Origin of the sequence: Dehalobacter sp. DCM (assembly GCF_024972775.1) — a bacterium.
Lineage (GTDB): Bacteria > Bacillota > Desulfitobacteriia > Desulfitobacteriales > Syntrophobotulaceae > Dehalobacter.
In genome coordinates this window covers 300,475-324,829 of sequence record NZ_CP092282.1, presented here as the reverse complement: position 1 = coordinate 324,829, position 24,355 = coordinate 300,475, and the positions used below count along the sequence as shown (strand labels likewise).

Here is a 24,355-nt window from a genome sequence, read left to right as displayed (position 1 = left end):
TTTATCTTCCTCCAGCCTTACCCATATAGTCAAACTTGTATTCAGGTATCTCAAAATTGACGTGCAGACGCTTGGAGCCGATCACAAACAAGGCGTGGCCCCGTTTCTTTCCTTCCAGCAATTCTTCCTCCGCGTCGGTAAGATTGTAAAGCTCTTTTGTTTCCTGCAAATTCTTTCCGTCGGTCCCCATGATGATTTTGATACAGGGGATGTCCAGCAGAGCCTGCCCGTACATCTTGATTTCAGGGGAAAGAAAATCTACGACGCTGTGGGAGATGATGATTAGTCCTGCTTCATATTTTCTGGCCCGTTTTTCCACATTGCGCAAAAACACAAGGCTCTGCGGCACCTGGGGGTCGATCATCAGATAGGCTTCATCGCAAATGAGCAATACCCGCTCGGTCCTGACTTTGGACATCTGCTCCCAGCACCAGGTCAACAGGTTGAAGTATTGCGTCCGTTTGATGTTTTCACTTGTGTTTTGCAGGGAATGAGTGTCCAGACAAATGCAGCGGGAATGGGTCTCAACGGTGGTGTGGCCGTTCCATAAAAAACTGTCGCTGCCGTTGGCTACATCATACAGCAGCAAAGCCAGGTCACGGTAAACGGGATTGTTTTTGTCCTTCTCCGCTTTTTCGGTGATCAGCCCATGCAAATCGCTGAAGGTGGGAAATTGTGTATTGGACAGTGTAGCAATATCCGTTTCCCAATAAATGCCGAACCGGTTGTAAAGCTCGATAACGCTCTGTTTCAGGATGGCCTTCTGCATGTCCGTAAGGCTCGGTAGGTAGAGATTGAAGAATATCTCCAGATTCTTAACGTGGAGCGCCATGTCCGACATGCCGTTGCCCTCGTCCCGGTACAGCTTGCCGCCCTTTTCGTCCGGCTCATCCTCGCTGTCCCTCGGTGCTGGTCGGATTTGCAGGGGATTGATTCTGCCGTTGGCACCGCCCCCCGCGTTAATCCAGTCGCCGTTCAAATTCAGGCAAAGATCCCGGTACTCTGATTCAGGGTCAATAAAAATCAGCTTGATGCCTTTCATGTATTCGGCCAGGGCAATATGTTTGACGGCTGTGGATTTGCCCACGCCGGCAACGCCCATAATGACCATATTGGAATTGGTACGGTCATTGCCGCGCTTCCAGGTGTCCACAATGATCAATCCTCCATTGTTGTCCTTGGCAAAATAATAGCCGGTGCCGTCATTGAAGCCGGAACTTGCAAACGGGAAGCCGCCTACAAAGGTGCTCATGGGGATAATACGCTGCACAATGCTCTCCACAACCGGATTGGACGGATAGGTGGGAGAAATGGTCTGTAAGCCTTCTTTTTGCAGGTTGGCAAGAGTCCTGACCTTGCATTTCATCACGGTTATAACACTCTCCACCCGCCGGCATCCTTTGACAAAGCTTTTTTCGTCATGGGCTACCGGCATGATGACAAGACTCATCAGCGCCACGGTTTCGCCGTTTTGGTCGATCTGGAGCATAATGCGTTCTCCGTCCTCCGCAGCTTTTTCACTTCTTTGCCTGGTAAGAGGGTCCTTGGCACCATCGGCAGTGGCCCGGTTTTGAATAATACTCCTGGATATGGCTGAAATTAAAGCACCATTGTCTACAAGCTGAATGCCGATGGAAACAAGGGTGCCCGGTATGTTGGTGATTTTACTCAGCCAGCCCGTATCCACCTTTTGCGGATAGCGGACAACGCCGTAAATCTTTCCGGTGTTTTCACCGATCACCAGGCTGTTTTTCTTGATTTCAAGCCCCATCGGCGAAATGACGTTTAACAGGGCCTCGTTAACCGGTATGAACTCGGCCTTTTTTTTTGAGATTCCTATCAAAATACAACACCTCCGCCTAAAATGGGAATGGAAGGGGTAAAGTCGGTGTCCTCCAGGTGCATATAGGCGGGGTTGTTGATGAGGTTGCAGAGCCTCACAATATCCTGTTGCTCCAAAATCTCGCAGCCAATCCCGCAGTCGTCGAAGTTTCCCGCGAAATCCTTGGCCTTCACCAGCAGTTCCTTTTCGGCGCCTTCGTCGGCTTTTTCCCATAGGACGATGTAAAACTGGCGCTCCACCACCTCGCCGGACAGGGCAAAGGTGGTCATTTCCAGGATTTCCTGCTTTAAAAGCTCCTTCTGCTTGGGGTCGGAGGTGGCAAGCGCCGCTGACAGTTCGGAGATCAAAGGCGTAATATCCACCGGACGGGATACGGCAAGAAATTTAAAAGGGTGCTGAACGCCGGACATGCTCGCCGTAAGCTGCTTGACCAACTGCTGCTTTTCGCTCTTGCTGAACAGGTCGATGCTGATAGGGCTTATTTTCAAATAACAAAGGACAAGCTGATCTCTTGTGTAGAGATACCTGCCCTTGATGTCCTTGACGTTGACAAACTCGTTGGCCGTCTTTTGCTGACCATCTGCTGCCGCAGCCTGTTTTTTCTTTTTATCCGACAGGCTGATGAAAAGAAAAGCGCCGCCCCCCAGGGCAGCGCATACCATAATCATGATAATGGGGAAAATCAAGCTATTTCCACCTCGCTTTCTTCGATTTCCTGAATGCCTTCGGTCTTCGCAATGTACCGATTTGAACATGCTTCTATGCCCCAGGCGTAACCGCCTCCAGATAAAAAAGAACTGCACCCGTTTAGATACAGCCCCAAAAGGCCCGTTAATTATAGCTCCATTTCGTCTTCGTCCTCATCTTCGTCATTAAAAAGAGCTTTAAAAAAGTCGTCCCTGCTATTATAAGATTTAACGCTGACACAGATCGCGTCCTCAACCTCCCGGGTGGCATATCTTTCCGGTTCCTTAAACCGCTGCATATATTTTTTAATTTGTTCATCCGTGAGTGAAACTTCTTCACCTATTCCATCTTCACGGCAGATGATAAAAGTCCCTGCCACAATATCACCGTTATCCAGCTTGCGATTTCCTGGAAGCCCCAACAGCTTGCCTTCCTCATTGCAGTAGAAGAAAGCGTCCCTATCGAGCCCGACATACTGTATATCTCCGCCCACCAGCTCCTGCAGGACCGGAAGATTGTTTTCAATTTCGACGACATAAGGCGGCTTTTCAGGCTTCACAACCAAAACACGCAGCTTTCTCATATCCGTTTCGTTTTCCATTAAAAAAACTCCTTCCGCGTTTATGGGACAAGTGGCGCAAGGTGCCAATCATCATAAAGTGAGCCGGAAACCGTCACATCATCCCTTTCGCTGATTGACAGCATCCCGGCAGGGGTCCAGGCATCCTGAATGTAGGTATCCACCGTGTACTGCCCGTTGGGATACCACAGCGGCAAAAAGTGAACCCTGCGGTTGTAGGTGGAATACTTGTTTGTCTTAAACTGGAATTGTGCGGAATATCCGCTTGCCGTCCGGTCCAACAAGCGCCAGTAATCCTTATAATGGAATTCGGGGAAATAGGCAGTCGTCGTCTGCGCCCCTGTCACATGGGAGGACGGCGCGTTGGTTGTAAACTGCGCATTGACGGTGGTCTTTACCCCATAGCCTGATCTCATGGTGTTACCGCTGGCGGTAGGTACTTTATCATCCGGCAAAAGGCTCATGCTACCGGAAAGGGATGCGGAATAGTTGTCCTTAAAAAAATCGTACCAGCCGTGGTCCTCCCATCGGCCATGATCTTCCCAGCTTCCGTCGTCCTCACCGCCAACCCACACCCAATGGGATATCCATACCCAATAGGGATGCCATTGCGCCCACCAAACACCCCAGGAGGCTGAGGTTTTTACTGTCCTTGACGGAATCCCGACTGTCGAGAAACCGTCATTTCTGTCTGTTGCCGTCGGATTCGACGGCTCATTTTCATCCAGACGGATAATTTTTGCCTGAATTGACGTTTGGCTTAATGTGCCTTTGGTGCTGCTTACCGTAATGCTGATCTCCTCCGGATTGGCAGGAGTACGCCACTTACACCATACAAGTTGGCTTTCGCCTGCGGGAATGACGATATTGCTGACGGTATACGTACTGCCCTTTATCCTGAAAGTTACTTTTGCAGGACTGTCAGGATTGATTTCCCCGGAAGTATAGAGCATAACCGGGGTTATTACATCGGTATCAACCCTGTATTCATAATCGTAATCCGTTTCAACGGGCGGAGTTGCAGGCTGGCCAGCAAACCGCACAATGCCAAGCCCCAGCTCAGCAATAATGGTATCGTTGGACTGGTTTTGGTTCGTTGCTCCGGAATAAGCAGCAAAGCCCAAATCCGACGTTTCTAGGAACATGGAAAGGGGCAGATTTTTATGGGTCAGAGCGCCCATCTTGGAACGCAAACCACCGCTTAACAGGTTGTCGTACAGGGCTGCCTCCGTCGCGGTCATGGCCACTTTCTGCCCTTGAAAGGTGAAGTAGGAAATGGGCTCCAAAAAAAGCTTGTATTCTCCGCTGATCAGCATGTCATAGGGAATTCCAGCCGTTTCGGCAATTAGTTTTACCGCATATTCGGAGCAGAAATAATTTTTTATTGCCTCTATATTTACACTGCCATCACTGCTGATAATACGCGGCAAGGGTTGTACCGGATTTTTATAGGTATATTGGCTTGTCGTTACAGATAAATGTACCCCATTTCGATAACTGACTTTGCTTACTTTTCCAAAATGGTAGTCAGTATTATCAGATTTTCGGTTGGTTAAATCAATCGGCGTCTTAACGGGCGAACCTGTAGCCGCACTGACAACCGTTACTCGAACGCCGTCATCTCCGCTGTTCCAATAGCTTTCACCTGTTCCCTGTCCAATGTCCGCTCCGCCTCCATCGAGATTGCCGCTGCCGCCCGTATCGGCAAGCGCAGGCAGCGGCGAAAAGCAGAAAAGCAGTCCAAGGCAAAGCAGGAGGGATATAATTCTTTGCAAATGAGCACCTCCAGTCAAAATAAAAAGAGTATGGCACATTCACCATACTCCTTGCACTTTATTCATTTCTTCAATTCATTTGTCCAACCTGTTTATTGATGTCTCCGTCCGAATCGACAACTTCACCTTTTCCGCCGCCGCCTTCATCGGTCACCCATCCAAAGCCGGGGATATATACCTTGCCGCCCTTTTTATCCCCGCTTTTGGGCTCACTGCTTTTTTTCTCCACAGTGGTCTGCTCTTTATCATATACAGGCGGTGTATCGGAATTTTTCAAGGCGTCTTCATCCTTGACCACAGGTTTTTCCGGTTCAGCTGTTTTTTCGGGGGTTTTGGTAATCGGCACTTCAACATCCTGCTGTTTACCGATATCGAGGACTACATTTTTGTCTGAAGCCTGGTTTTCCGTCCCGCTGCCGGTCTTTATATCATCCACTGTTACCTTATTGCTTATATTCTTTGCGGTAATATTTGATTTATCCTTTTCACCGCTGCCTCCGACAAAGGAGAAAACGGCAACTGCCAGAACGACACATAAGGCGGCAAGTCCTGAGACCAGCAGCCTCTTTTGAGTTTTGGCACTTAATTTGCTCATTAGATCAACCTCCTTTATAGGTTTTATCTATAAAAACGAAGTATATTTCCATACATATTATACCATTTAAAATAACGCCGTGTCCACAGGTTAAATGCACGCTCCTCCTGCTAGAATTTCGGCGTAAATCCGCCTTTCAGCTTCATGGTGATTTTCAAGGGGGGAAGATGGCCCCACCCGAAGGATAAGGGTACTTCCATATCCACAGTCCCCGTCGCGGATAGCTGGGAGATGCCGCTGACGTTGGATGGGGCAAGAGGAGCGTTCTGCATACTGACGGATAGGCCGGACAGGGTGTATTCCACATCGGGGCCTGTGTATTTTACATATTTTCCGCCTTCTTTTTTCACGCCCAAGGTGCTTTCCAAACGGGAATACACATCTCCGGTATCCATTTTGACTACCCAATCCGCTCCGCTTAACGTATAGCCTCCGCTGTAGCCTTCGCGCAGTCCGTTGTAGGCGTCGTCCCAATTCCCGGTGGCAACCTCAACCATTGCCGCCTGAACCGCATCCCGCACACCGCTGGCAATGACCATCAGCCGCATATATTCAAAAACCGTACAGGACAGTATCATCACGACAAGGACAATCGCGACCGTTAAAGGAGCGGAGCTGCCGGATTTATCTGATATGATTTTCCTCAGTTTTGTCATTTCTTGTAATACACCTCCGAAACGCCTGTCGCCTTGGCGGTTAGGGTAATGGGAAAAGAAGAAAAATCACCGAACAGGCCGATATTGACCGTGGTGGAAAGTGTCACGGTGAATTCTTCATTTAACTGGATGTTGCCCGTTTTCGACCAACTGATTGCCGGGTCCAGGCCGGTTTCATCTTTAAGCCGATTGGCTCTTGCCGTGGTTTCGCTTCCGATATGCCCGGCGATTTCAGCCGTGCGGCAAAGCTCCGCCGCAAAGGTATCAAGCTGCTGTTTGGCGGAAAACACGGGGGCAACCCTGAGCACGAGGGCAAGCACCATCATTACCGCAAGGACCAGCACAACCACATCAATATACCCCTGTCCGCTTCTGGATTTCAGCACTTTTAGCATAGCCCCACCTCCTAAAACAGCTTTCCAAAAGCATGCATAATCTCATAGCCCAAAACACCAAGATACATCAGGAGAAGGCAGCCGAGTATAAAGAAAGAGTATTTCCGGACCTTGCCGGGCCGTTTCATCGCAACAAGCTTCAGCCGCTGCAATTCCAGCAGCTTGAAATCGTGGCTCAGCATTTCAAAATAGACCGTGCTATTGTCGCCGCGCTTAACGGAGATCAAGCCTCTGACCACGTCGGAGAGCATGGTGCTTCCGATTCTTGCCTCAAGTCTTGTCAGCGCCGTTTCCTCATTGCCTGATTTCATGTCAGCAATGGTAATTTCGAGCTCCTGCTTGAAGCTTTCTTCCGCGTTTTTTTGATAGGATTTCAGAATGGAGAGCACATCACGGGAAGCCTTTAGCTCCTGGGAAACGGTAGAAACAAATCTCGGCAGCTCATATTCGATCTTTTCCCGTTTTTGCCTCACCATTTCATCGGCTGCCTGCCGTTCCCTGAAAAATATTGCTACCGCCAGAAACAGAATCACCGGAGCCAGGATCGGGAAAATGGGCAGAACGGGCAGGATGAAAAACGCCGTCAGTCCTGCCTTTACCCATGCTTTGGCAAGATAGGTTTCGGGGGTCAGCTTCATCCCCGCCGATTTTAAAGAAGCTTCCAGCTTTCGGCGCTTGTAACCGTCAATGGTGATAAACCTGGAAAGCTTTGATGAAAGCTCAAATATGACTGTTTCAAGATTCATGGTCTGCTTTTTATCCTGCCTTGCCACCGTCAATACCGCTTTCGTGGCTGCAAGGGCCGGCAGATTCAAAGCGTCGGCAATAATAAAATAGATCCCTGCCGCAAAAAATAGGGCAAAGAAAAATAGAAGGACATCCAATAGTTTCACCTCATTTCAGATTTTTTCGTTTTATCGTTTATAATCAATCGGCTTCGTCAGCCGGATTACCGCGGCCAGGGACGCGAATATCACCGCGCCGCAGACTGCCAGTATGGACTTGCCGAAACCCGTATTCATCAGCACCGCATACCAGTCCTTGTTCAGGAAATAGATCAGCGGTATGTTGCCAATGAGCAGCAGCGCCATCGTGATAAACTCCTTTAAAGGCTCATACATCATATAATCCAGTTCGGCAGAGACTACCCGCATATCCGACAGCTTGGAAATAATCGGGGTCAGGGTGGTTTTCAGGGTTTTATCCTCCTGGCAGGCGGTCATGGCGTCGATCCATTCGTGAAACACAGGGCTGTTCAGCCTGGGTTTCATGGCTCCAAGGGCCTGCTTGACATTGACGTTGATCAATTTCGTTTCGGCAAGGAAGCCCTGAAAGATGTCTGCAACCGGAGGATTCAAATAGGCGATGTTTTCCTCTACCGCCGTGATGATGCTTTCATTTCTGAGATAGGAAGTCGTAATAACCGACAGCGCCGTTTCAAGCTCGGCGTTCATCTGCTTTTTATAGGAATGAGCAGTGAACAGGATGTACCAGAAAGGCAGGAGAGCCATTCCCACGGCAGCAACGGGTATCATAAAGAAATTGTCCAGCAGCATGGAAACCAGCACGCCAACCACAAGCAAAAAACAAGAAAGGGCGCATAACGCGCCGAATTTTGTGCTTTTGCCTGTAAGGACAAGCACTTCTTTGGTTTCCTGAATAGTTTTTCTGATGCCCCGCGCCTGCCTGGGTAATTTTGCTTCCTCAATCTGTTTTCCGATAGGTTTCTTCCGGTTTTGCAGCGGCCTGATCATGTTTTCGGCAAATTCAAAGGGAGAAAGCCTCAGAAGCAGAAAGCTTCCGGCAATCAGCCCGATGAACGCCACCATAATAAGAAATGTCATGCGGTACCCTCTCCTTTCGTGATTTTATTCAAAAGACTCACAGGCATACCGTTTTCCAGCAGCCTTTTCTGCAAGCTCTCGGATAGGGTATTTACCCTCTCGAATCCCCCCCGGATTTTTACCGCTCCGTCCACCACCGCATTTTCTTCAACATGAAAACGGAAAAGGGTATGAATCCTCCGCTCTCCGTCCGGCAAGATCTCACACTCGGTTATTTCCATGCACTTCCTTGAACTGTCCTCCAGCTTTTTCACGAACAGGACAATGGGAAACGCTTCGGTAACAAGGTTGTACAGCGTCCGGTCGTTAATGTCATATTTTTGCGTGCAGAGCGTTACCATGCGGTAGTAGGTGGCGTTGCAGCTATTGGCATGGGTGGTGGTAATGACGGCGTGTCCCGTCCGGGCTGCTTCCTGCGCCGCAAACGCTTCGGCGGATTTCATCTCGCCTACACATACCACGTCGGGGTTGCAGGTCAGGGCATACTCCAGCAGCTTTTCCTGGTCGATATTCTGCTTTTTGTCCTCCGAAAACCGGGTGACAGTATGCACTACGTTATTGACCACTTTGCCGTTTTCGTCCTCTTTCACAAGGTCGAATTCCCTACATCCGTTCTCTATGGAAAACACACGTTTATCATCGGGGATGGTGGACAAAAGCCAGCTCATCAGCGTGGTTTTCCCGCTGCCCGTAGATCCGGTCACGCACACGGAAAGCCCGTACCGCAGGCAGGCGCTTAAAAAGTCCAGCATTTCGGCGGTTGCGGTACGGTTGCGGATAAAGTCCTCCCGTTCGAGCTTCTGCGGATTGACAATCCTGATGGAAGCCGCAACCCCTTTGTCATGGTCGGTCAATGGGTTGCTTAACACGGTGATGCGGATTTTGTTGCTCAGATGCCCTACGACAGCTGGCTGTGATTGGTCCAGAATCATACCGGATTTATGCAGCAGGCGTCGCACCACATCGACGGCATGTTCGGGGCTGTTGAATTTTTCAGCGGAGGGAACCACCCTGCCGTCGGCATAGGTGATTTTTACGTCCTTCCAGGAATTGATGTTGATTTCTTCGATATCGGTAGCGAAAAGGTATTGGGTCAAAAACGAAAACTCCGCCATCTCGCTGTAGAGCCTTTCCACAAGCTCATCCAGCGTCAGCCCCTCCACACCCAGGCTGTAGTCGGTCAGGTATTTGGAGATATAGGCGGTAATTTGCTGTTTTTGTTCCGTCGGGTTATGGGCTATCATGGTGGCATACTTGCCAGAAATGTATTCCTGCACCTCCTGCAAAACCTCCGAAAAAGCTTTCTGATATTTGGCCGTATTGAAAAACAGGCCGATATTCTTAGGCATTCCCAAACACCTCCTCTGTGATTGCCAGGATGACAGTCTGATAAGCTTTTGCTTCCTTGCCGGAAAGACTGTCCAGCAGGGCAAGGGAATAAAACTGTTCCTCGATGGCAGCCACATGGGGCAGCCTGTAGGAAACGCCGCCGTAAGTGTTTTCGTACCCGCCCGAATCCTGCCTGGGTTTTACGTTGGACAGCACCCTGATGTGCTTCTCCGGTTTAAACCTGCGGTCGGCAATAAGCGGCAGGCAGGACATATAGTAAGACACGCTTTTTAAATCGCAGCTTCCCAGCCGCAGCACCGTGTCGGCTACCTCCAGGGCCGCCGTGGACAGAATGCTGTCGGTCAAGGCACTGGAACAGTCCACCACCACATAGTCGGCAATATGGCGCAGCAGCACCAGCAGGTCTACCGCCCGTTCTTTGGCATATTCGGCATAGGTAAAGACATTTTCTCCCGCCTTGTAGCCGAGAAAGCTGATATATGGATTCTTGCCGGGACATATGCAGTTCTTCAAGATAAGCTCCTGGGTTACGCTTGGGGCAGAAAGCACCTCGCCAATGGAGCCCTCCACCGTTTTTTTGGTTTTCAGCACCGTGGGCAGGGCCGGGCAGACCCCATCACAGAAAACAACCGCGACATTTTTCCTGTTTATGGACAACTCTTTGGCAATTTTCACAGCCGTTACGGTTTTGCCGCTGGACGGGCTGCCCCAGACCGCCAGAATCTGCTTTCCCTTATTCGGCATTGTTTTTATCCTCCTGCGTTGCGTTTTTTGCTTCTACCGACTGCGGGCTGCTTTCAACGGTATCGGCAGCCGCGCTTTCACCTGTTTTAAAATACCGGTCCTGCGCCGCTAAGAATTTGTCCGCATTGTCCTTTGACCCGCGATAAACAAGGGTTACCTGGAGATTGCCGTTTTGCTCAAGCCCGGCCAGCACCTTGGCCTGGTCGGAATTTACCAGCAGGGTCAGGGTAGAAGGAAGCTCCTTTTCCCCGTCACCGCTCTTTATCTCGCCCGCCTTGTATTCCTTGTCCGTTCCCGTGCCTAAAGTTACCGCCAATACCTTGACATACTTCAGCTCCGGCGGTACTGCGGTAATCCCTGTATTGCCGGAATCCGCAGAGATAAGGGATATGATGTCGCCCGGCTCCAGCTTGCCCGACAGTCCCGCCGCAAAGGATTTGATGGTGATGGACATCGCCTGTTTTGTCCCGTCAAGCCCGGCCAGGTATTCAAATTCAGTGAGGGGTGTCCCGGACACTTTGGTGGAAAGGATATAGTCCCCCTTTTGCAGTTCGGCGTCAGCATATTTGCCGATAACCTCATCCTTGCTTTTCACCACATTGTCCGGCAGATTGTAGGCGCCGATTTTTACCGTTTCCAGCTTGCCCGCGGTAATCACCTCGCCCTTTTTAACGGTATCCGAAATCCGCACGATTTCCGTTTGGGCGCGTGCCGCGCTGTTAAGAAGCGGTGTCAGAGCAAAACATATAATCAGGGAAAGGGCAATGCAAATCAGGCCGATAACGGTTCTATTTTTAAAAATGGTAAGATTCATCATGGAAATTCCTCCTGTTTTTTGATATTGGGGTAAAAAAGGCAGCTCCCGCCGCTAGGGGAAGCTGCCTGTCCTGGCTATTCAAAGTAATAGGTTACCGAATAGGTGATATTGCTCTTGTTGTACATACAATTGTGATTGGTGTAGTAATAAAACTCCAACTGCGAATATACACCCGGTGTCAGTGTCCGGCTGAAGGTGATGCCGTTTGTTGTTGTCTGATAGTCCAGTTGATCCCATGCGCCGGTCCGTATATTATAGCCGCGCACCCGTCCATAGTCGCTGCCGGAATGCCCGCTTACAGGCGGAACGGTGAAGGTATACTCGGTAATGGTTGCGCCTGCGATGCCTTGCTCCAGTATCACCGATTCGGGACCCGTCAGCGTCATGCCGCCGCCATTCGTGCTGTCTGACACAAAAAATACAATCGCTGCCCAGGAGGATTCCGCGCCCGTTGCATCCACCGCTTTTACACGGACAGTATTTTTGCCCAGCGGATAGGTGGATGTTTGAGCCGGTCGGCCCTCCCATACATAGGTAATGACGTCTCCATCGGGATCGGTGCTGGATGCGGTGATGGTAACCGGTGTATTCGGCGGGACACTGTTGCCGTTTGGTGTTCTTGTGATAACCGGCGTGGTTGGCTCTGAATTGGCGACGGTGAAGCTGATTGTTGTCCAGTCGGAATACAGGCCATGGGCATCCTTTGCTCTGACCTTGACGGCATAAGCGCCAACTGCATAATAGCCGTCCGCACTCTGACCGGAATATTCATAGGTTACCGTATCCCCGTCGGGGTCGGTAGCGGATACGGCAAAGTTGACAAGCAGCTTCGCATCCCTGGCGGTTCTTGTCACTGTTGCGGTTGCGGTCGGCTTGTTCGGGGCAGTGTTGGTGGCGGTGACGCTTTCGGAGTGAGTAAACGTCCTGCCCACATCATTGGTGACACTGGCTGTCAGGGTATAGGTTCCGGTAGCGCTGATGGATATGCTGCCCCCGCCGTTGGTCAAGGTTCCGGTATAGCTTGCCGCGTTGCCGCTGCGGGTCAGCGACCAGACAATGCTCTTGCCCTCCAGGCCGGAGACGCTCCCCATCGTAACCGTGAAGCCTGTGCCGACATGAACGGAGGACGGGATTTTAAAGGAACCTTGCACGACGGGCTTTACGGTTGCCGTACCGGAAACAAACGTAAAGTTGCGGTTATTTTCATCTGTGGCGATGGCCGTAAACTTTACCGTGATAGTCTTGTCCGTGCTGATCCGCACCTCCCCGCCATTGCTGCCGAGGGTTCCGGTCGCATATTGAGTGTACGGCGCCGTTGCGCCTCCGTCTATTGAGATGCTCCACGCCATGCCTAATCCGGTCAGCTCGCTGCCCGCAACTGTGACCGGAAGGGCTTCTCCACTATACGTAAGCTGCGGCAAACTGATTTGCATGTCGGGTATCGGATAGACGGTAATGGTTTTGCTTTGGGAGAACGTTCTGCCAAGCTCGTCCGTCATGGTAACGGTCAGCACATAGCTCCCCTTTGTTTTAAAGGTAATATTGCCGCCCTGATTAGAAAGATCACCATCGGCATACTCGGTATACGATTTGTTCTCTCCGCCATTTTCCGATATGGTCCAGACGGCAGTGAGGTTATCAAGGCCACTTCCGCTCACGGCTGCCGCAGCAGCTTCCCCCGCATACACAGTCTGCGGCAATGCCATTTGTATTTCCGGTATGGGATAGACCGCAACGGAATCTGTATAAGAGAATATTCTGCCGAGGGCGTCGGTCATGGAAGCGGTCAGGGTATATTGACCCGCTTCGGTAAAACGGATTTTCCCGCCCTGAGAATTTAGCGTACCTTCGACACAAGTAAGCGGGACGATGTTTCCGTCCTTGGATACGTTCCATTCGACGGGCAGAACGCCAATATTGCCGTTGGTTCTGAGGTCAATAGTCCGGTCGGGATAGGTTGTCTCCGGCAATTCAAATCGGATGTTGAGTACAGGATGGACCTCAATCTTATTCCCATTCTCAAACAGGAATACCCGCCCGGCAGCGTCTGTTGTTCTCGCCACCAGCTCGTAGACACCGGCATGCTTGAAGCGGATGGTGCCGCCGTCATTGCCTGGCTTCCCGTCAATGTAAGTGTCCCAATCCTGAAATCCATAGGTGTTGTCCACCAGCCACTCTACTGTCAGCCCGTCCATCTCGGTGCTTGTGGTATCTATCTTGATAACGCTGTCGGTATGCGCAGTGGCAGGCACCTGAAATACAAGGCTCGGAACAGGGTAGACGATGGCTGATGAAGCGTAACTGTAAATTCTGCCCGCGCCATCGGTAAAGGCGGCTTCTAATACATATTCTCCTTTCTCTTTGAAACGGATGGTGCCGCCGTCATTGGTCAACGGACCTTCAATATAATCGTTGAGAGCGACCGGCATACCGTTCCTGGTCAGATTCCAGACAGCGGTGGCGGTATCGATGTTCAGGAACGTGGCCTCCACCTTCACAAGGGTATCCGTATGGGTAATTTCAGGCAGATAAAATCCGGCTGCTCCAACAGGATATACCGCAATAGATGCCGTGGTTTCAAAAACTCTGCCGGTTTTATCCGTAACTTTGGCGGTCAAAGCATATACGCCCTTGTCCAAAAAGCGAATGCTTCCTCCGTTGTCGGTCAGACTACCTTCCATGTAATCGCCGATGGGCACCTGTTCGCCGTTGCGGGCAAGACTCCACTCGGCAGTCAGCCCATCCATCTCCGTCAGAGTGGTGGTCAGTTCGATGGCCGTGTCCGTGTGCGCGGCAGCGGGAAGTTCAAAGGCAACACCCGCCACCGAATAAACTTCAATGTCCTCGCTGTGGGCAAATGTTCTGCCGGTGGCATCGGTAGCGGAAGCAGTCAACGTATAGCGGCCTTTTTCCATAAAAGCAATCGTTCCCCCCTTGTTGGAAAAGGTGCCGTCTATTGCACTGTCCCATTGCACCGCTTCACTATCCCTGGCGACCGACCATACAATGTCAAGACCGTCAAGCTCCGCGTCATTGGTAATGGTTACCGTCTTATCCGTGTGCGTGTATTCCGGCAGGTCAAAGCCTGTGTCTATCACAGAATAAACCGTAATGTTTTTGGAAAAGACAGTTTCCCTGCCCCCGTAATTGACAGCGGTGGCGGTCAGCGTGTAACTGCCGCTTTCCTTGAAAGTAATGGTGCCGCCCCTGGTTGTAAGGGATCCGTCTATTGCTGTTGTCGTATCAACTGGAATTGACACACCGTCTGCCGCTTCTCTGGCAAGCGACCAGGTGAGGGCTTTGGTGTAGTTTAAGGAAGTTGCTATATTGAGTTGGGTATCGGTGTGTGCCGTGGCTGGCAGTTCAAAGCTCACCTGCGACTGCGGATAGGAGTGAGAACCGCCGCCTGAACTGCTATTATCCGAATTGTTGTTTGAACCGCCGCTATTCGAACTATTATTGTCTGAACCTCCGCTACCAGACCCATTGCCGCCTGAACCGCTGCCAGCAGAGCCGGTGTTGTCAGAATCACTGCCGCTCGGACTTCCTTGGCCGGAATCACCGGACGTGCTGTCTGGGGATTGCTTGTCTTTGTCAGGTGCGTTCGTTGACTCATTATAATTATTCTGATTGTCTTTCCCTGTTATTTCAACGTCCGAAGGTTTTCCATTGTCGGTACTGCTGTTTATCAGATCATCCAGATCTGCGATAACCAGATTGTCCTGACCTGCATCTTTAACCTCTGAGGAAATACTTGCCGGCTGTTCCGATTTCTTTTCATTCATGGCATCCTTCACCAGAAGCGTTTCAACATAGAAGCCAACGCCAAGCAGCAACAGCAGAACAAGGACGAGGATGCCGATTTTTTTACCTTTATGTTTCATGGGTTTTCCTTCCTTTCCAAAATTTTTATGGATATTCAAAGAGCCAGGGTCATAACATCTGACCTTGGCTCTGCTCTACAAGCGTTGTAATCCTTATCGTCTTACAGCTTTATGACGGCGCTAAGAACACAACCACGCAGTATGAAAAAATACCCCCCGCACAGAAAAACGGTGCAAGGGGTAATAAAACGGCATTCAGCTTTTTCGTTTTCCGGAAAGCGCAAATGGCGATACCAGCGACAAGGGAAAGAGTCAGGGCGGCAATACTTTGAAGTATACCGCCCCAGGCACCCAAGACAAAGCCGCAGGCGGCCATCAGCTTGATGTCGCCGCCGCCTATGGAAAAACCTTCTCTTTTACGGGACAGGACTGCCGCAAGCAAATACGGCAGTCCTGTCACCACAAGCCCTGAAAAGGCGTCCAGCGGCTTTATCAGTGGAATACCTGTTAAAAAGATGAGCAGCGGTATCCAATCAGGGATTTCACGCCTGCGGATATCCCAAACCGCCGCTGTAAGGAGCAAAGCCGAAAACAGTACGCCTTTCAATATCAGCCAGTTGATCATGGCTCCGCCTATGCACCTCCCGTCACTTTAAAATATATTTGTTTGCAATCCTGCCGCCGTCATCGGTAAATTGGGGCACGATTTCAATCAACCCGTTTTGCCGCAGAAGGTGCATATTGCGGCTGACAGCGGTTCTTGAAATGCCGACGGCGGCCCCGATTTTTTTAGATGACCTGGCAAGCTTCCGTTTGCGGCCCACGGTATCCGTAAGATAGCAGTAAAGGAGCTTTGCCGTGCTCGTCACAGGAAAGTCTGCCGCACAGCAGGTATTTAGCCGTCTGAATCATTTTTTACCCTCCCATCTTATTTTGTGCTTCCAAAATCCTCATGCCGATGGTGTATACCACCGTTACGGTGACGGAGTTTCCGGCCTGATGGTAAAGCTGATTGTCCGAATTGACCGCCCTGGTCCTGTCAAACATTTCGTCCGAAAAGCCCTGCAAACGCCAGTTTTGTTTAGTTTTTGTGGTGTACACGATAGAATCGCCTCCTGATTATCATGGCTTTGAATCGTGTACATACACGATTCAAAAAATATTGGTCGAAAAACCGTTTTGTGATGTTTGGTGATAAAAAATACAGCACAGGCCGAGGCCATATGCTGTATTCAATGCTGCGGAGATATGGAAATGTCATTTCAGAAAATCAGGCAGTTTTGGCGGTGGTGCCGGATTGTCGCGCACAATTTTTCTAATCTGCTCAGCAATATCCTGCTCAGACCATTCATGCCCATCTCCCGGTTCGGTGCCAAACCGTTCAAGAATAATAGCCTCCTGCTCTTTGGTAAACAAAATGTGCGCGGATTTTTCCCAAGCCCTCAGCTTTTTCCTGTTCAATATCATTTTCGCTCACCCCCTCCTTGAAGCCGCATTCCACGCTGCATAAGGGAATGAAGTTCCCCCCGCAGCAGCTCACATTCAGAACGCAATTCCTGTACAGTTTCACGCAATTGAATATTTGCAGACTTAAGATCGCTTTCCCGGCGCTTGGATTTCTCCAATTGCAGGAGTAGCTTCGCATATTGACTCTCCAGCGTCCCTTCGGATACAGTCTTTGCAGGGATATGGAAGAGTTCCTCATCCATCAAGGCTTTCACGTGCGGCTTGCTGAATACCGAACGTGAAAGCCCCGTCCGTTCGCATAAGCGTTTTATGGTAACCGGACACCCTTCCGCCTTCAGCTCCTGTATCGTGCTTTTAACAGCGGATATCGTTTGTTCACGCTGCTTTTGCTGTAGATTGAGCAGGGAATCAGGAATTTTTCTCATCGCCAGTTACCTCCAGATATGTTTTCATTTTGTTTACAACCTCCTGATATAGAACAGCATTTGCAGCGGCATTTTTTTGAATGATAGGAAAGGCTTTGAACCGCACCGCTTTTATGCGCCAGGCTTCGGCCTGTTCCTCAAAGAACGGAATCTGCTCGATTTCAGGAATAAAATAGCGGCAGTTCAAGCAAGCCTGCATATCGCATTTACATCCGGTAATATCACTGCATATGCCGCCGCGCACCCTGTGGGCACGCAGGTTTTCCAGCAGCCTGGCCTCCGTCTGCGGGTTCATGCTCAGGATTCTCCCATGAAACATAACCGGAGATGACTCGTCAGACTCCCCCAAAACAAGCCTCTGCTTTTCCGTAAGAACCTCCGGACGCAGGTCGAGATGGTTGTATGATTTGAGAATCATCTGGTCGTTCTTGTGGCCTGTCATGTGGGCGATCTGCTCTATGGTAAAGCCTTCTGCCAGCCGGTCTGTAATGCCGTTGTGTCTGAGCATGTGGCTTTTCAGAACATATAGGGTTCCGTTTTCATCACGGACATCATACATTTCGCAGTATCGTTTGAAGAACACGTTGATATGGTTAGGGGTAGCTGTCAGGACATTGTGCTTCCGGACAACTGTTTCGGCCCATTTTCCGTATCTGTACCAGGCTTTCTTGTAGGCCAGCAGCAGTCCCCGCTGATTTTCCGGCAGATAAGGCGATAGGGCACGCTGCGCTTCCTGCTGCTCATGTAAAAGGTCTATCAGATATTTCCCAATCCCCTCATACTCAATGTGGAGGCTGCGCATCTCTGCCAGGTTGTAGCCGCCGTTTTGCTTCCATGAGGGGAGGAACAGAATAAAATGCCCGTCAAACTGCTTGACGCAGTCCGGCTCCATTGCGCAGACCTCGCTGACCCGCGTGGGAAAAAGCCTCATAATCCAATACGCGACCCGAATATGAAGCTGTATTTCCGGCATTAGAAATAACCGGTCAAGCTGGCGTTCAACAAAAGGAGGAATCAGCTTTTCGTCATAGTGTAAAGGCTGAACGAATGGGTTTCCGGCGAAATGATTGTATAGCTTCCGGCCTTCCCATCCCTGCATGACATCAAAAAAGTTCTTGATGACTTGCCATATGCCGTTTTTTACCTGTTCCTTTGTACAATTCCCATCCAGATATGCTTTAAATCCAGCGACAAAGGACGGCGTGCAACAATACAGAGCATCTTCTTCACCCTGCAATTCTAGAAACTGCAGGAACCATATCAGCCGGATCACGTGCTGCCGGGCTGATGATACTCGCATGCCTCCAAGCAGTTTCAGCACAATGAAGTATTTGGCTGCTTCCTTAAATTGTTCCGGGACATTCACAAAGTGGAGCACACAGGATCTGTCAGCCGGATGCTTTTTGAGCCTGTCGCAGTGCCATATGTCGTCACCAAAGCAATCGCTGCCTGAAATACTGGCAACAAAGGCGCGGTATTCCACTTTACGATCTTCCTGAAAGTTTTCCTGCACCGCAGCATTACTTGGCATACAAACCACCTCCAAAAGCTGCCTCGATTTTTGTCACGGTATCCGAGTAGGAATCAAGCAGCGCTTTTTCCTGCTGATACTGCCGGTATGACTGGTAATCCGCAATCCCCATCTCCCGGTAGGACTCAACAAGCCCGTCCACGAGCTTGCGCTGGGAATCCCGCAGGGCTATCCAGTACTGTAGATACGGTTTGCCTGTACAAAGATTTTTGCAGTTTACACAGCTTAGCGTACGGCTGCGCTCCCGGCATTCTCCATCGGCAAAAACGCGCATACAGAATCCCAATTCAACCCTGCGCTGTTCAAGGCGGAAGTCCACAAACAAGAGCCGCCGCTGTTCTTCGCTGAATTGATCAAGCTGCTCGTTGTTAAGCAGAAGATCAAATTTTTCTCTAAAAAAGGAAGTGTTCATTTCAGCAAGCCGCTTCTTTCGAACCTCGGCGTAATACTTCATTGAGGTTTTGCGTGAGAGATGGCTCAGCCAGTAGGCAAGCTCCGTCATGGATGCTCCGCTTTCGACCAGCATGACGGCAATGGTTTTTCGGAACTGCCTTGTGGTCAGCTTCCAGAGGTGGTCATTTTCATCAGTAATGCAGTGCTTCGCAATCAGCCTGTTTACCGCATCGCAAAACCCGTCACCGCAGGGAAGCGAAGGACGCTGGCTCCCATTTTTCACAATGAAGATATACGGCTCACCATATTCCTCCCGCAGGCTTTGGGTTCTCTTAATCTGACGGGTGATTTCTCTTGACAGAAAAGCAGGGATCAGCATTTCACAGGTATCGCCGATGCCGCGCTTGCGCCGGGCGCTTAATGTTTTGTGCGGCACATAGCGCAGGAGCATCAGCCCCTCAAAACGTGATGGTGCCAGACAGTCCTCTTTCAGCAGTACGACTTCCGACAATCTCAGCCCGGTATTGATAAAAATGCTGTATAGAACCCGGTGTGTATCGCTTAACTCGTGACTATGCTTTTCAATCGCCGCCGCTACTGGGTCGGGGATTATCTCAGTATTTCTGGACATGTTGTCCAGATTGAAAAAGCGGTACTTTGCAAATGGATTCCCCGTCGGTATCGGTGTCCGGAGGCTCGGATCACGCATGTCTCCGCAAAGGTAGTCTATGATTTGGCCGCAGGCACGCATGGTGTTGGCAACGGACTTGACGGACAGTCTGCCGCCGTGCTTGGATAAGCAGTCGTTTTCCAGATAGTTGTAGAGTTGACGGGCATCCACATCGGATATATCCGCGAAATAGTGGATGCCTGGGTTATTGCTGCTGAGGAAATTGACTCCCTTGATTACTGCAGCAAGAACCGGGGTCCGATAGTCGCTACGGCCTTGAAGGTACCACAGCATAAAGTATTTCAGTTCCAAGCGCAGCGAGACGCAATGGATCTTGCTGAAATCGTAGCTGTTGCTCCTCAAATTGGGTCCGGTTAGATAAAACAGCTGCCATATATCGTTATGGACACTCAATTGTTGGCGGTTTTCCCTCCTGAAAAGTGATTTTTGCTTCTCAAACTCGATGTCAGCAATTGTTTTAACTACATCAGCGATGGGTGTCCCATAAAACCTGCTTGCCTGCTTTTTGTCTGTAAATGCGGCCTGGAGCAGCTTAAAACTCGTAACGTTCTCGCGCCTGACAGTAAATTCTGCTGCTTTCTCCTGAAAGTATGCCGTGAGCAAATTTGGCGGGGCATTTTCCATAGCCCGGATCATTTCCGATACTCCGACAGAATCCAGTACCGGCTGTAGGCTGCTTCTAGAGCACAGTGATTCTTCCAATGCTGTAAATGAGGAGTTCATCTTTGCCCCTCCTTTGCCTTTTGAAGCTTATCAAACACCGCCTTGGCGATAATCGGATTGTTGTAATTGCGGTATGGCTCGATAGAATCCAGGCTCTTCCAGCCAAAGTGCTCCGAAATCATCGCATCGGAAATGTTGTTCTCCGGATGCGCCGCCTGATGCTCCAGAAATTGCATGACTTTCGTGCTGCGTCCGCTGTGGGTACGGATTTTTTTGCTGTCAAGACCCGCCCGTGCCGCACACTTTTTCAAAATCTCCCAGTAATTGCGGTATGCAAGGGGAGTACCCTGGCTGCACCCGGCTTTCAGATTGATAAAGATAGTCTGACTGAGCAGGCCGGATTGTGTTTCCGCCTGGGACCTCTCTGTCAAAAGATAGCGGTCCAGCACATCACGTGTTGATTGCGGAAGAAAGACAGTGCGGTGCTTGAAATCTCCCGAAGATGCGTCCGGTTTACCTTTTGACCGGCTCGGACTGATACGGCCAGCTTGAGAATCATAATCTTCAAGCTGCATGCTTAGTACTTCGTCTATCCTGAAGCCTTCCAGCGTGACCAAAAATATAGCCAGATCGCGTAATGTCAGAAAACAGGAGCAGATGGTCACCACTTCATCATCCGTATACCATTTGATGTACTCCCGTTTCGCGGTCAGCCTTAACATGTGTCGGTCAATAATGTATTTGTACTCATAAGAACTGATCTGGCCATAGAGAAACGATTTTTGGGCCCTCTTCGCATTGTCCATTGTCTGAAACTCAACATGATGCATACCGGTCTGTTCGAGCCATTTGTAGAATTCGGTGATGACAGTGACATACTTGCTGAGGGTGCTGTATGACAATGGGGCCCGCAGCCGAATAACGCCTCCGTCCTCATAGCTCCTACCCATAAGCCGCATTAAAAATGCCATAACATCATCTGTTACGGCATCCTCAAACGATATTCCCTGCCCATGCAGAAAGTTAAGATATACACAAAGCTTGTGTGCGTACTCCTTTCCGGTGCTGATCTTTCGAATGCTCTTCAAGTCCAGCCATTCATTGATCTGGTAAAACGGGATGCCGTGCCTTGTGATCAGCCATAGTTCCCTTTCACCACCTGACGGTGCTGGCATCAGTGCGCGCATCACCTTGAAAACTCGTTGTTCTTTTTCCATACGAACCTCCTATACGATGTACAATAAAATTCCTGCAGAGTACCCTACAGGTACAGATATTGTAACACGCTTATAGAAGGCTGTAGTAACATGGCTTTACATCGTCTTTCTATCGTGTAATTAACTACCGTGTATAGTTCCTAAATAAACCGCCAGCACTCCCTTGGCGTCAGGCGTCGTATCCGCCCACAGGCCAAGATAATCCCCTGATTGCAGCTCGTTTCCAGGGTCTGCGCCAGTCCCCTGCCAACCCGCCTGCACAAATGCAAAACCCCGGAGTTATCCGCGCCTCTGTTGGTCACTCCGACGTTATAATGGGCCTTGATGCACCGTGCAATGTCGGTCAGCTTCGGGTTTTTATTCAGATCGATGAAGCAGAAGGGGCAATCGTTTTTATCCTCCGCCTGCAAGCAGGTTTCGCAGCCCTCCAACACGGCGTTTTGCGTCTGGTTCCGGTCCAGTCCCCGGTAATCGCCGGCGGTAATGGCATGGGCCAGTTCCAGCCCTTCCTTAATACCGTCAATGCGGTGGACACCCAAACCCATGCAGTAAAGCCCCGTTTTGGAGCCACCGCCGCCGCCCTGTGCGGTGAGGGTGGCGCTGATTCCTTCAGGGCAGTAAACCCTCCGTCCCTGCATCCCGCCTATGATTTGGATAAGAGCTTTTCCATTGCCGCTTGGGAGAGGAAATATCCTTCCGGTACATCCGTCTCCAGTATGTCGATGAGCGACAATGTAGACCCGTTCTCTGTTTTGCGGGACTCCGAAATCTCTCGAATTAACCAATCCGTACTGCAAATCATAGCCGAGGGCGGCCATTTCAAAGAGAACGGTCGTAAAATCCCATCCGTTATGAACGGAAAACAAATTTTTAACATTTTCAAGGATAACCCATTGGGGCCGATCTTCGGCAGCTTTGCCTTTGATGAGTCTAACAATTTCAAAAAACAGGCCGCTTCGTTCTCCGTCAAGCCCTCGCCGGCTGCCAGCAACGCTGATATCCTGGCAGGGGAATCCGGCAGTCCAGAGATGGGCGCAGGGCACATCTCCCGGTTCGATTTTGGTGATGTCGCGTGCAAACCATTCATCCTCCTTCACATCAAATATAGCCCGATAGCTTTTATCTGCATATTTGTCGATTTCACAATGTCCGATGCATTTCATGCCGCAGGCTTCAAGCCCCGCACGAAAGCCCCCGATACCTGCAAAAAAGTCTATGAAGGTCGTCTGCATGGGCGGCCTCACATTTCCTGTCCGATATCCTCATCAAGCTCCATATTCAGCTCGTTTTCTTCCACAATATTTTTTTGTTCTTCTATTTTCATCAGCTCTCTGAAAATATCGTTGACAATACAGGGGTGTACCTCGACGGACGGGTAATATACGGGTATCATCGCGTACATCAGCCCAACCTCCATTCATCGCCGTACCGGTATGGATAAATCTTCTGGCTTTTCGCAAACCGTACCATATTCTGAACCTGATCCACCACCGATAGATTGGTCTGGTCCTTGGTGGTCATCATCACCGAGCCGACAATGCCGGCCAGTACGCCAATAACGGTGAAGGTGACGCTTTGCGAAAGCAGCCATACAAAAGCGGAAACAACTCCTGCACCCAGCGAACCAATCACCGCTTGCAGGAGCTGCTTTTTGCCGAAGCCGGGGAAAAGCTCGGCTTCGGCCTTAACCCCCATAGGGATATACAACTTTTCATCCTCCATAAAACCCTCCTTTTCCAACAATCGTCATTACGCCGTTACGCTGCATAGTAATACAGCACCAGGTCCTTAATCTGCCAGATACATTCTGCCAGCACGTAGAAAATGACGGTGTTTTTCGCCCGTTTCTTATATTTTGTCTGTTCTTCCTCGGCACCAGCGAGCCTTATCATGCAGTAGATAAACCTTGCGGCGGCACCCAGTCGGACAAGGATGATAATTGCCTTTGAAATGTCGTCCATCGTAACCAATGCCCATCCACCGCCTTTACTTTGCTAATTTTTGCGCCATGCCGATCAGCCTCACGGAATGGTACACATTGTTGATAACCCCGCCGCCACCGCCGCCCGTCGTGATGAGGAAGTCCTGAAGAAAGCGCGGTGTTCGAATGGCAAGTATCATACAGGCCACACCCCAAAAAATATGCATATTGAGCATTAACCCCACGCCAAGCTTGGCAAGGACAATCTGCACCACCACGGCCAGCATGGACTGGAAAAACTTGTTGAGGTACGCCTTGAAAACCCCTTTGTCATTGTCCAGAAGTCCCACACAGGCAAGGGGAATGCCCACCCGCAGGATAAAGATTTCAAGCCCCCGCATGAGAAACTGGAAGTACAGCATGAAATAGCAGATGATAAAAATCAGCCCGAAGATGGCCGTCACAAGCCCCATCGAGGAAATGCCGTCTACCCATGCCTTCCAGCCGTAATCCGTAGCCGCCCCCACCGCTGCCAGCAGTTGGTCCGTCATATTCTCCACAATGGCAGCCATCCATTGGTACAGGGTGGGAAAGCAGACGGCCACTGCCAACGCTTTGAAAAAGTTGGTCAGCAGGGAAAGGGGTTCTTCGTCCGCGTCGCCGTCGCTCCAAAGCACATAGGTTTCAAACCCTTTTTTTAGAAACTTCAATACGATGAGCGACACGCCGAAGCCGAACAGAATATTGAAAAGGGTATCCGCGATATTCGTGCCGGATACAGTGGTCATATATTGCTCCGCATACAGGGTCATGGGCACAATTCCTGTTAAAAGGCCGTCGATATAGGCGATTGCACCGTTTAAAAGCGCGACGATAAGCGATACCAGGAGCACTTCCAAATTGGCCTCACCTCCCTTTCGGGGGAGTACCGCACAGC

The 24,355-nt window shown here is 50.3% G+C and carries 26 protein-coding genes; all 26 read right to left on the bottom strand.

The window, feature by feature from the left end:
• Position 1 precedes the first annotated feature (1 nt).
• Positions 2–1,843 (bottom strand): VirB4 family type IV secretion system protein, encoded by a 1,842-nt coding sequence (locus LPY66_RS01655; protein WP_337986400.1) that lies wholly within the window; start codon positions 1,841–1,843, stop codon positions 2–4.
• Positions 1,840–2,529 carry a hypothetical protein gene (locus tag LPY66_RS01650; protein WP_337986399.1) on the bottom strand — a complete coding sequence of 230 codons (690 nt, stop codon included), beginning with the start codon at positions 2,527–2,529 and terminating at the stop codon, positions 1,840–1,842. Before LPY66_RS01650 ends, LPY66_RS01655 begins: the two co-directional genes overlap by 4 nt.
• 149 nt (positions 2,530–2,678) lie before the next feature.
• The gene (locus LPY66_RS01645; protein WP_337986398.1) at positions 2,679–3,131 is read right to left on the bottom strand and encodes a DUF3846 domain-containing protein; all 453 of its coding nucleotides are present in this window, start codon (positions 3,129–3,131) and stop codon (positions 2,679–2,681) included.
• A gap of 20 nt (positions 3,132–3,151) precedes the next feature.
• On the bottom strand, positions 3,152–4,885 hold the full coding sequence (locus LPY66_RS01640) for a hypothetical protein (protein ID WP_337986397.1): 1,734 nt from the start codon (positions 4,883–4,885) through the stop codon (positions 3,152–3,154).
• Between the two features lie 70 nt (positions 4,886–4,955).
• Positions 4,956–5,480, bottom strand: coding sequence for a DUF6550 family protein (locus tag LPY66_RS01635; protein ID WP_337986396.1), 525 nt, complete (start codon positions 5,478–5,480; stop codon positions 4,956–4,958).
• A 110-nt stretch (positions 5,481–5,590) separates the two neighbouring features.
• Positions 5,591–6,136 carry a hypothetical protein gene (locus LPY66_RS01630; protein ID WP_337986395.1) on the bottom strand — a complete coding sequence of 182 codons (546 nt, stop codon included), beginning with the start codon at positions 6,134–6,136 and terminating at the stop codon, positions 5,591–5,593.
• The gene (locus tag LPY66_RS01625) at positions 6,133–6,531 is read right to left on the bottom strand and encodes a DUF4320 family protein (protein WP_337986394.1); all 399 of its coding nucleotides are present in this window, start codon (positions 6,529–6,531) and stop codon (positions 6,133–6,135) included. The genes LPY66_RS01630 and LPY66_RS01625 overlap by 4 nt, the downstream gene beginning before the upstream one ends.
• A gap of 11 nt (positions 6,532–6,542) precedes the next feature.
• Positions 6,543–7,415 (bottom strand): type II secretion system F family protein, encoded by an 873-nt coding sequence (locus tag LPY66_RS01620; protein ID WP_337986393.1) that lies wholly within the window; start codon positions 7,413–7,415, stop codon positions 6,543–6,545.
• Positions 7,416–7,445: 30 nt separating this feature from the next.
• Entirely contained in the window at positions 7,446–8,375 is a 930-nt protein-coding gene (locus tag LPY66_RS01615) for a type II secretion system F family protein (protein WP_337986392.1), read from the bottom strand.
• Complete coding sequence (locus LPY66_RS01610) at positions 8,372–9,724, bottom strand: ATPase, T2SS/T4P/T4SS family (RefSeq protein WP_337988179.1); 1,353 nt, start codon at positions 9,722–9,724, stop codon at positions 8,372–8,374. Before LPY66_RS01610 ends, LPY66_RS01615 begins: the two co-directional genes overlap by 4 nt.
• The gene (locus tag LPY66_RS01605; protein ID WP_337986391.1) at positions 9,717–10,469 is read right to left on the bottom strand and encodes a ParA family protein; all 753 of its coding nucleotides are present in this window, start codon (positions 10,467–10,469) and stop codon (positions 9,717–9,719) included. Before LPY66_RS01605 ends, LPY66_RS01610 begins: the two co-directional genes overlap by 8 nt.
• Positions 10,459–11,283 (bottom strand): Flp pilus assembly protein CpaB, encoded by an 825-nt coding sequence (gene cpaB / locus LPY66_RS01600; protein WP_443112513.1) that lies wholly within the window; start codon positions 11,281–11,283, stop codon positions 10,459–10,461. The genes LPY66_RS01605 and cpaB overlap by 11 nt, the downstream gene beginning before the upstream one ends.
• 77 nt (positions 11,284–11,360) lie before the next feature.
• The gene (locus LPY66_RS01595) at positions 11,361–15,170 is read right to left on the bottom strand and encodes an S-layer homology domain-containing protein (protein ID WP_337986389.1); all 3,810 of its coding nucleotides are present in this window, start codon (positions 15,168–15,170) and stop codon (positions 11,361–11,363) included.
• 109 nt (positions 15,171–15,279) lie between these two features.
• The gene (locus LPY66_RS01590; RefSeq protein ID WP_337986388.1) at positions 15,280–15,735 is read right to left on the bottom strand and encodes a prepilin peptidase; all 456 of its coding nucleotides are present in this window, start codon (positions 15,733–15,735) and stop codon (positions 15,280–15,282) included.
• Between the two features lie 22 nt (positions 15,736–15,757).
• Positions 15,758–15,979, bottom strand: a complete 222-nt coding sequence (locus tag LPY66_RS01585) for a hypothetical protein (protein ID WP_337986387.1) — start codon at positions 15,977–15,979, stop codon at positions 15,758–15,760.
• Between the two features lie 46 nt (positions 15,980–16,025).
• The gene (locus LPY66_RS01580) at positions 16,026–16,211 is read right to left on the bottom strand and encodes a DNA cytosine methyltransferase (protein WP_337986386.1); all 186 of its coding nucleotides are present in this window, start codon (positions 16,209–16,211) and stop codon (positions 16,026–16,028) included.
• A gap of 156 nt (positions 16,212–16,367) precedes the next feature.
• Positions 16,368–16,577 (bottom strand): hypothetical protein, encoded by a 210-nt coding sequence (locus LPY66_RS01575; RefSeq protein ID WP_018213978.1) that lies wholly within the window; start codon positions 16,575–16,577, stop codon positions 16,368–16,370.
• A complete protein-coding gene (locus tag LPY66_RS01570; RefSeq protein WP_018213979.1) occupies positions 16,574–17,002 on the bottom strand; it encodes a DUF6262 family protein in 429 nt (142 codons plus the stop codon). Before LPY66_RS01570 ends, LPY66_RS01575 begins: the two co-directional genes overlap by 4 nt.
• Positions 16,986–18,533, bottom strand: coding sequence for a site-specific integrase (locus LPY66_RS01565; RefSeq protein WP_117415749.1), 1,548 nt, complete (start codon positions 18,531–18,533; stop codon positions 16,986–16,988). The genes LPY66_RS01570 and LPY66_RS01565 overlap by 17 nt, the downstream gene beginning before the upstream one ends.
• Positions 18,523–20,340: a site-specific integrase gene (locus tag LPY66_RS01560; RefSeq protein WP_117415750.1), complete on the bottom strand. Its 1,818-nt coding sequence runs from the start codon at positions 20,338–20,340 to the stop codon at positions 18,523–18,525. Before LPY66_RS01560 ends, LPY66_RS01565 begins: the two co-directional genes overlap by 11 nt.
• Complete coding sequence (locus LPY66_RS01555) at positions 20,337–21,497, bottom strand: tyrosine-type recombinase/integrase (RefSeq protein WP_117415751.1); 1,161 nt, start codon at positions 21,495–21,497, stop codon at positions 20,337–20,339. Before LPY66_RS01555 ends, LPY66_RS01560 begins: the two co-directional genes overlap by 4 nt.
• Positions 21,498–21,637: 140 nt before the next feature.
• A complete protein-coding gene (locus LPY66_RS01550) occupies positions 21,638–22,729 on the bottom strand; it encodes a DNA cytosine methyltransferase (protein ID WP_337986385.1) in 1,092 nt (363 codons plus the stop codon).
• A gap of 8 nt (positions 22,730–22,737) precedes the next feature.
• A complete protein-coding gene (locus LPY66_RS01545; protein WP_337986384.1) occupies positions 22,738–22,899 on the bottom strand; it encodes a hypothetical protein in 162 nt (53 codons plus the stop codon).
• On the bottom strand, positions 22,899–23,219 hold the full coding sequence (locus LPY66_RS01540) for a hypothetical protein (protein ID WP_337988178.1): 321 nt from the start codon (positions 23,217–23,219) through the stop codon (positions 22,899–22,901). Before LPY66_RS01540 ends, LPY66_RS01545 begins: the two co-directional genes overlap by 1 nt.
• A 35-nt stretch (positions 23,220–23,254) precedes the next feature.
• Entirely contained in the window at positions 23,255–23,458 is a 204-nt protein-coding gene (locus LPY66_RS01535) for a mercury transporter (RefSeq protein ID WP_443112451.1), read from the bottom strand.
• A 25-nt stretch (positions 23,459–23,483) separates the two neighbouring features.
• Positions 23,484–24,317: a conjugal transfer protein TrbL family protein gene (locus LPY66_RS01530; RefSeq protein ID WP_337986382.1), complete on the bottom strand. Its 834-nt coding sequence runs from the start codon at positions 24,315–24,317 to the stop codon at positions 23,484–23,486.
• Between the last annotated feature and the right edge of the window lie 38 nt (positions 24,318–24,355).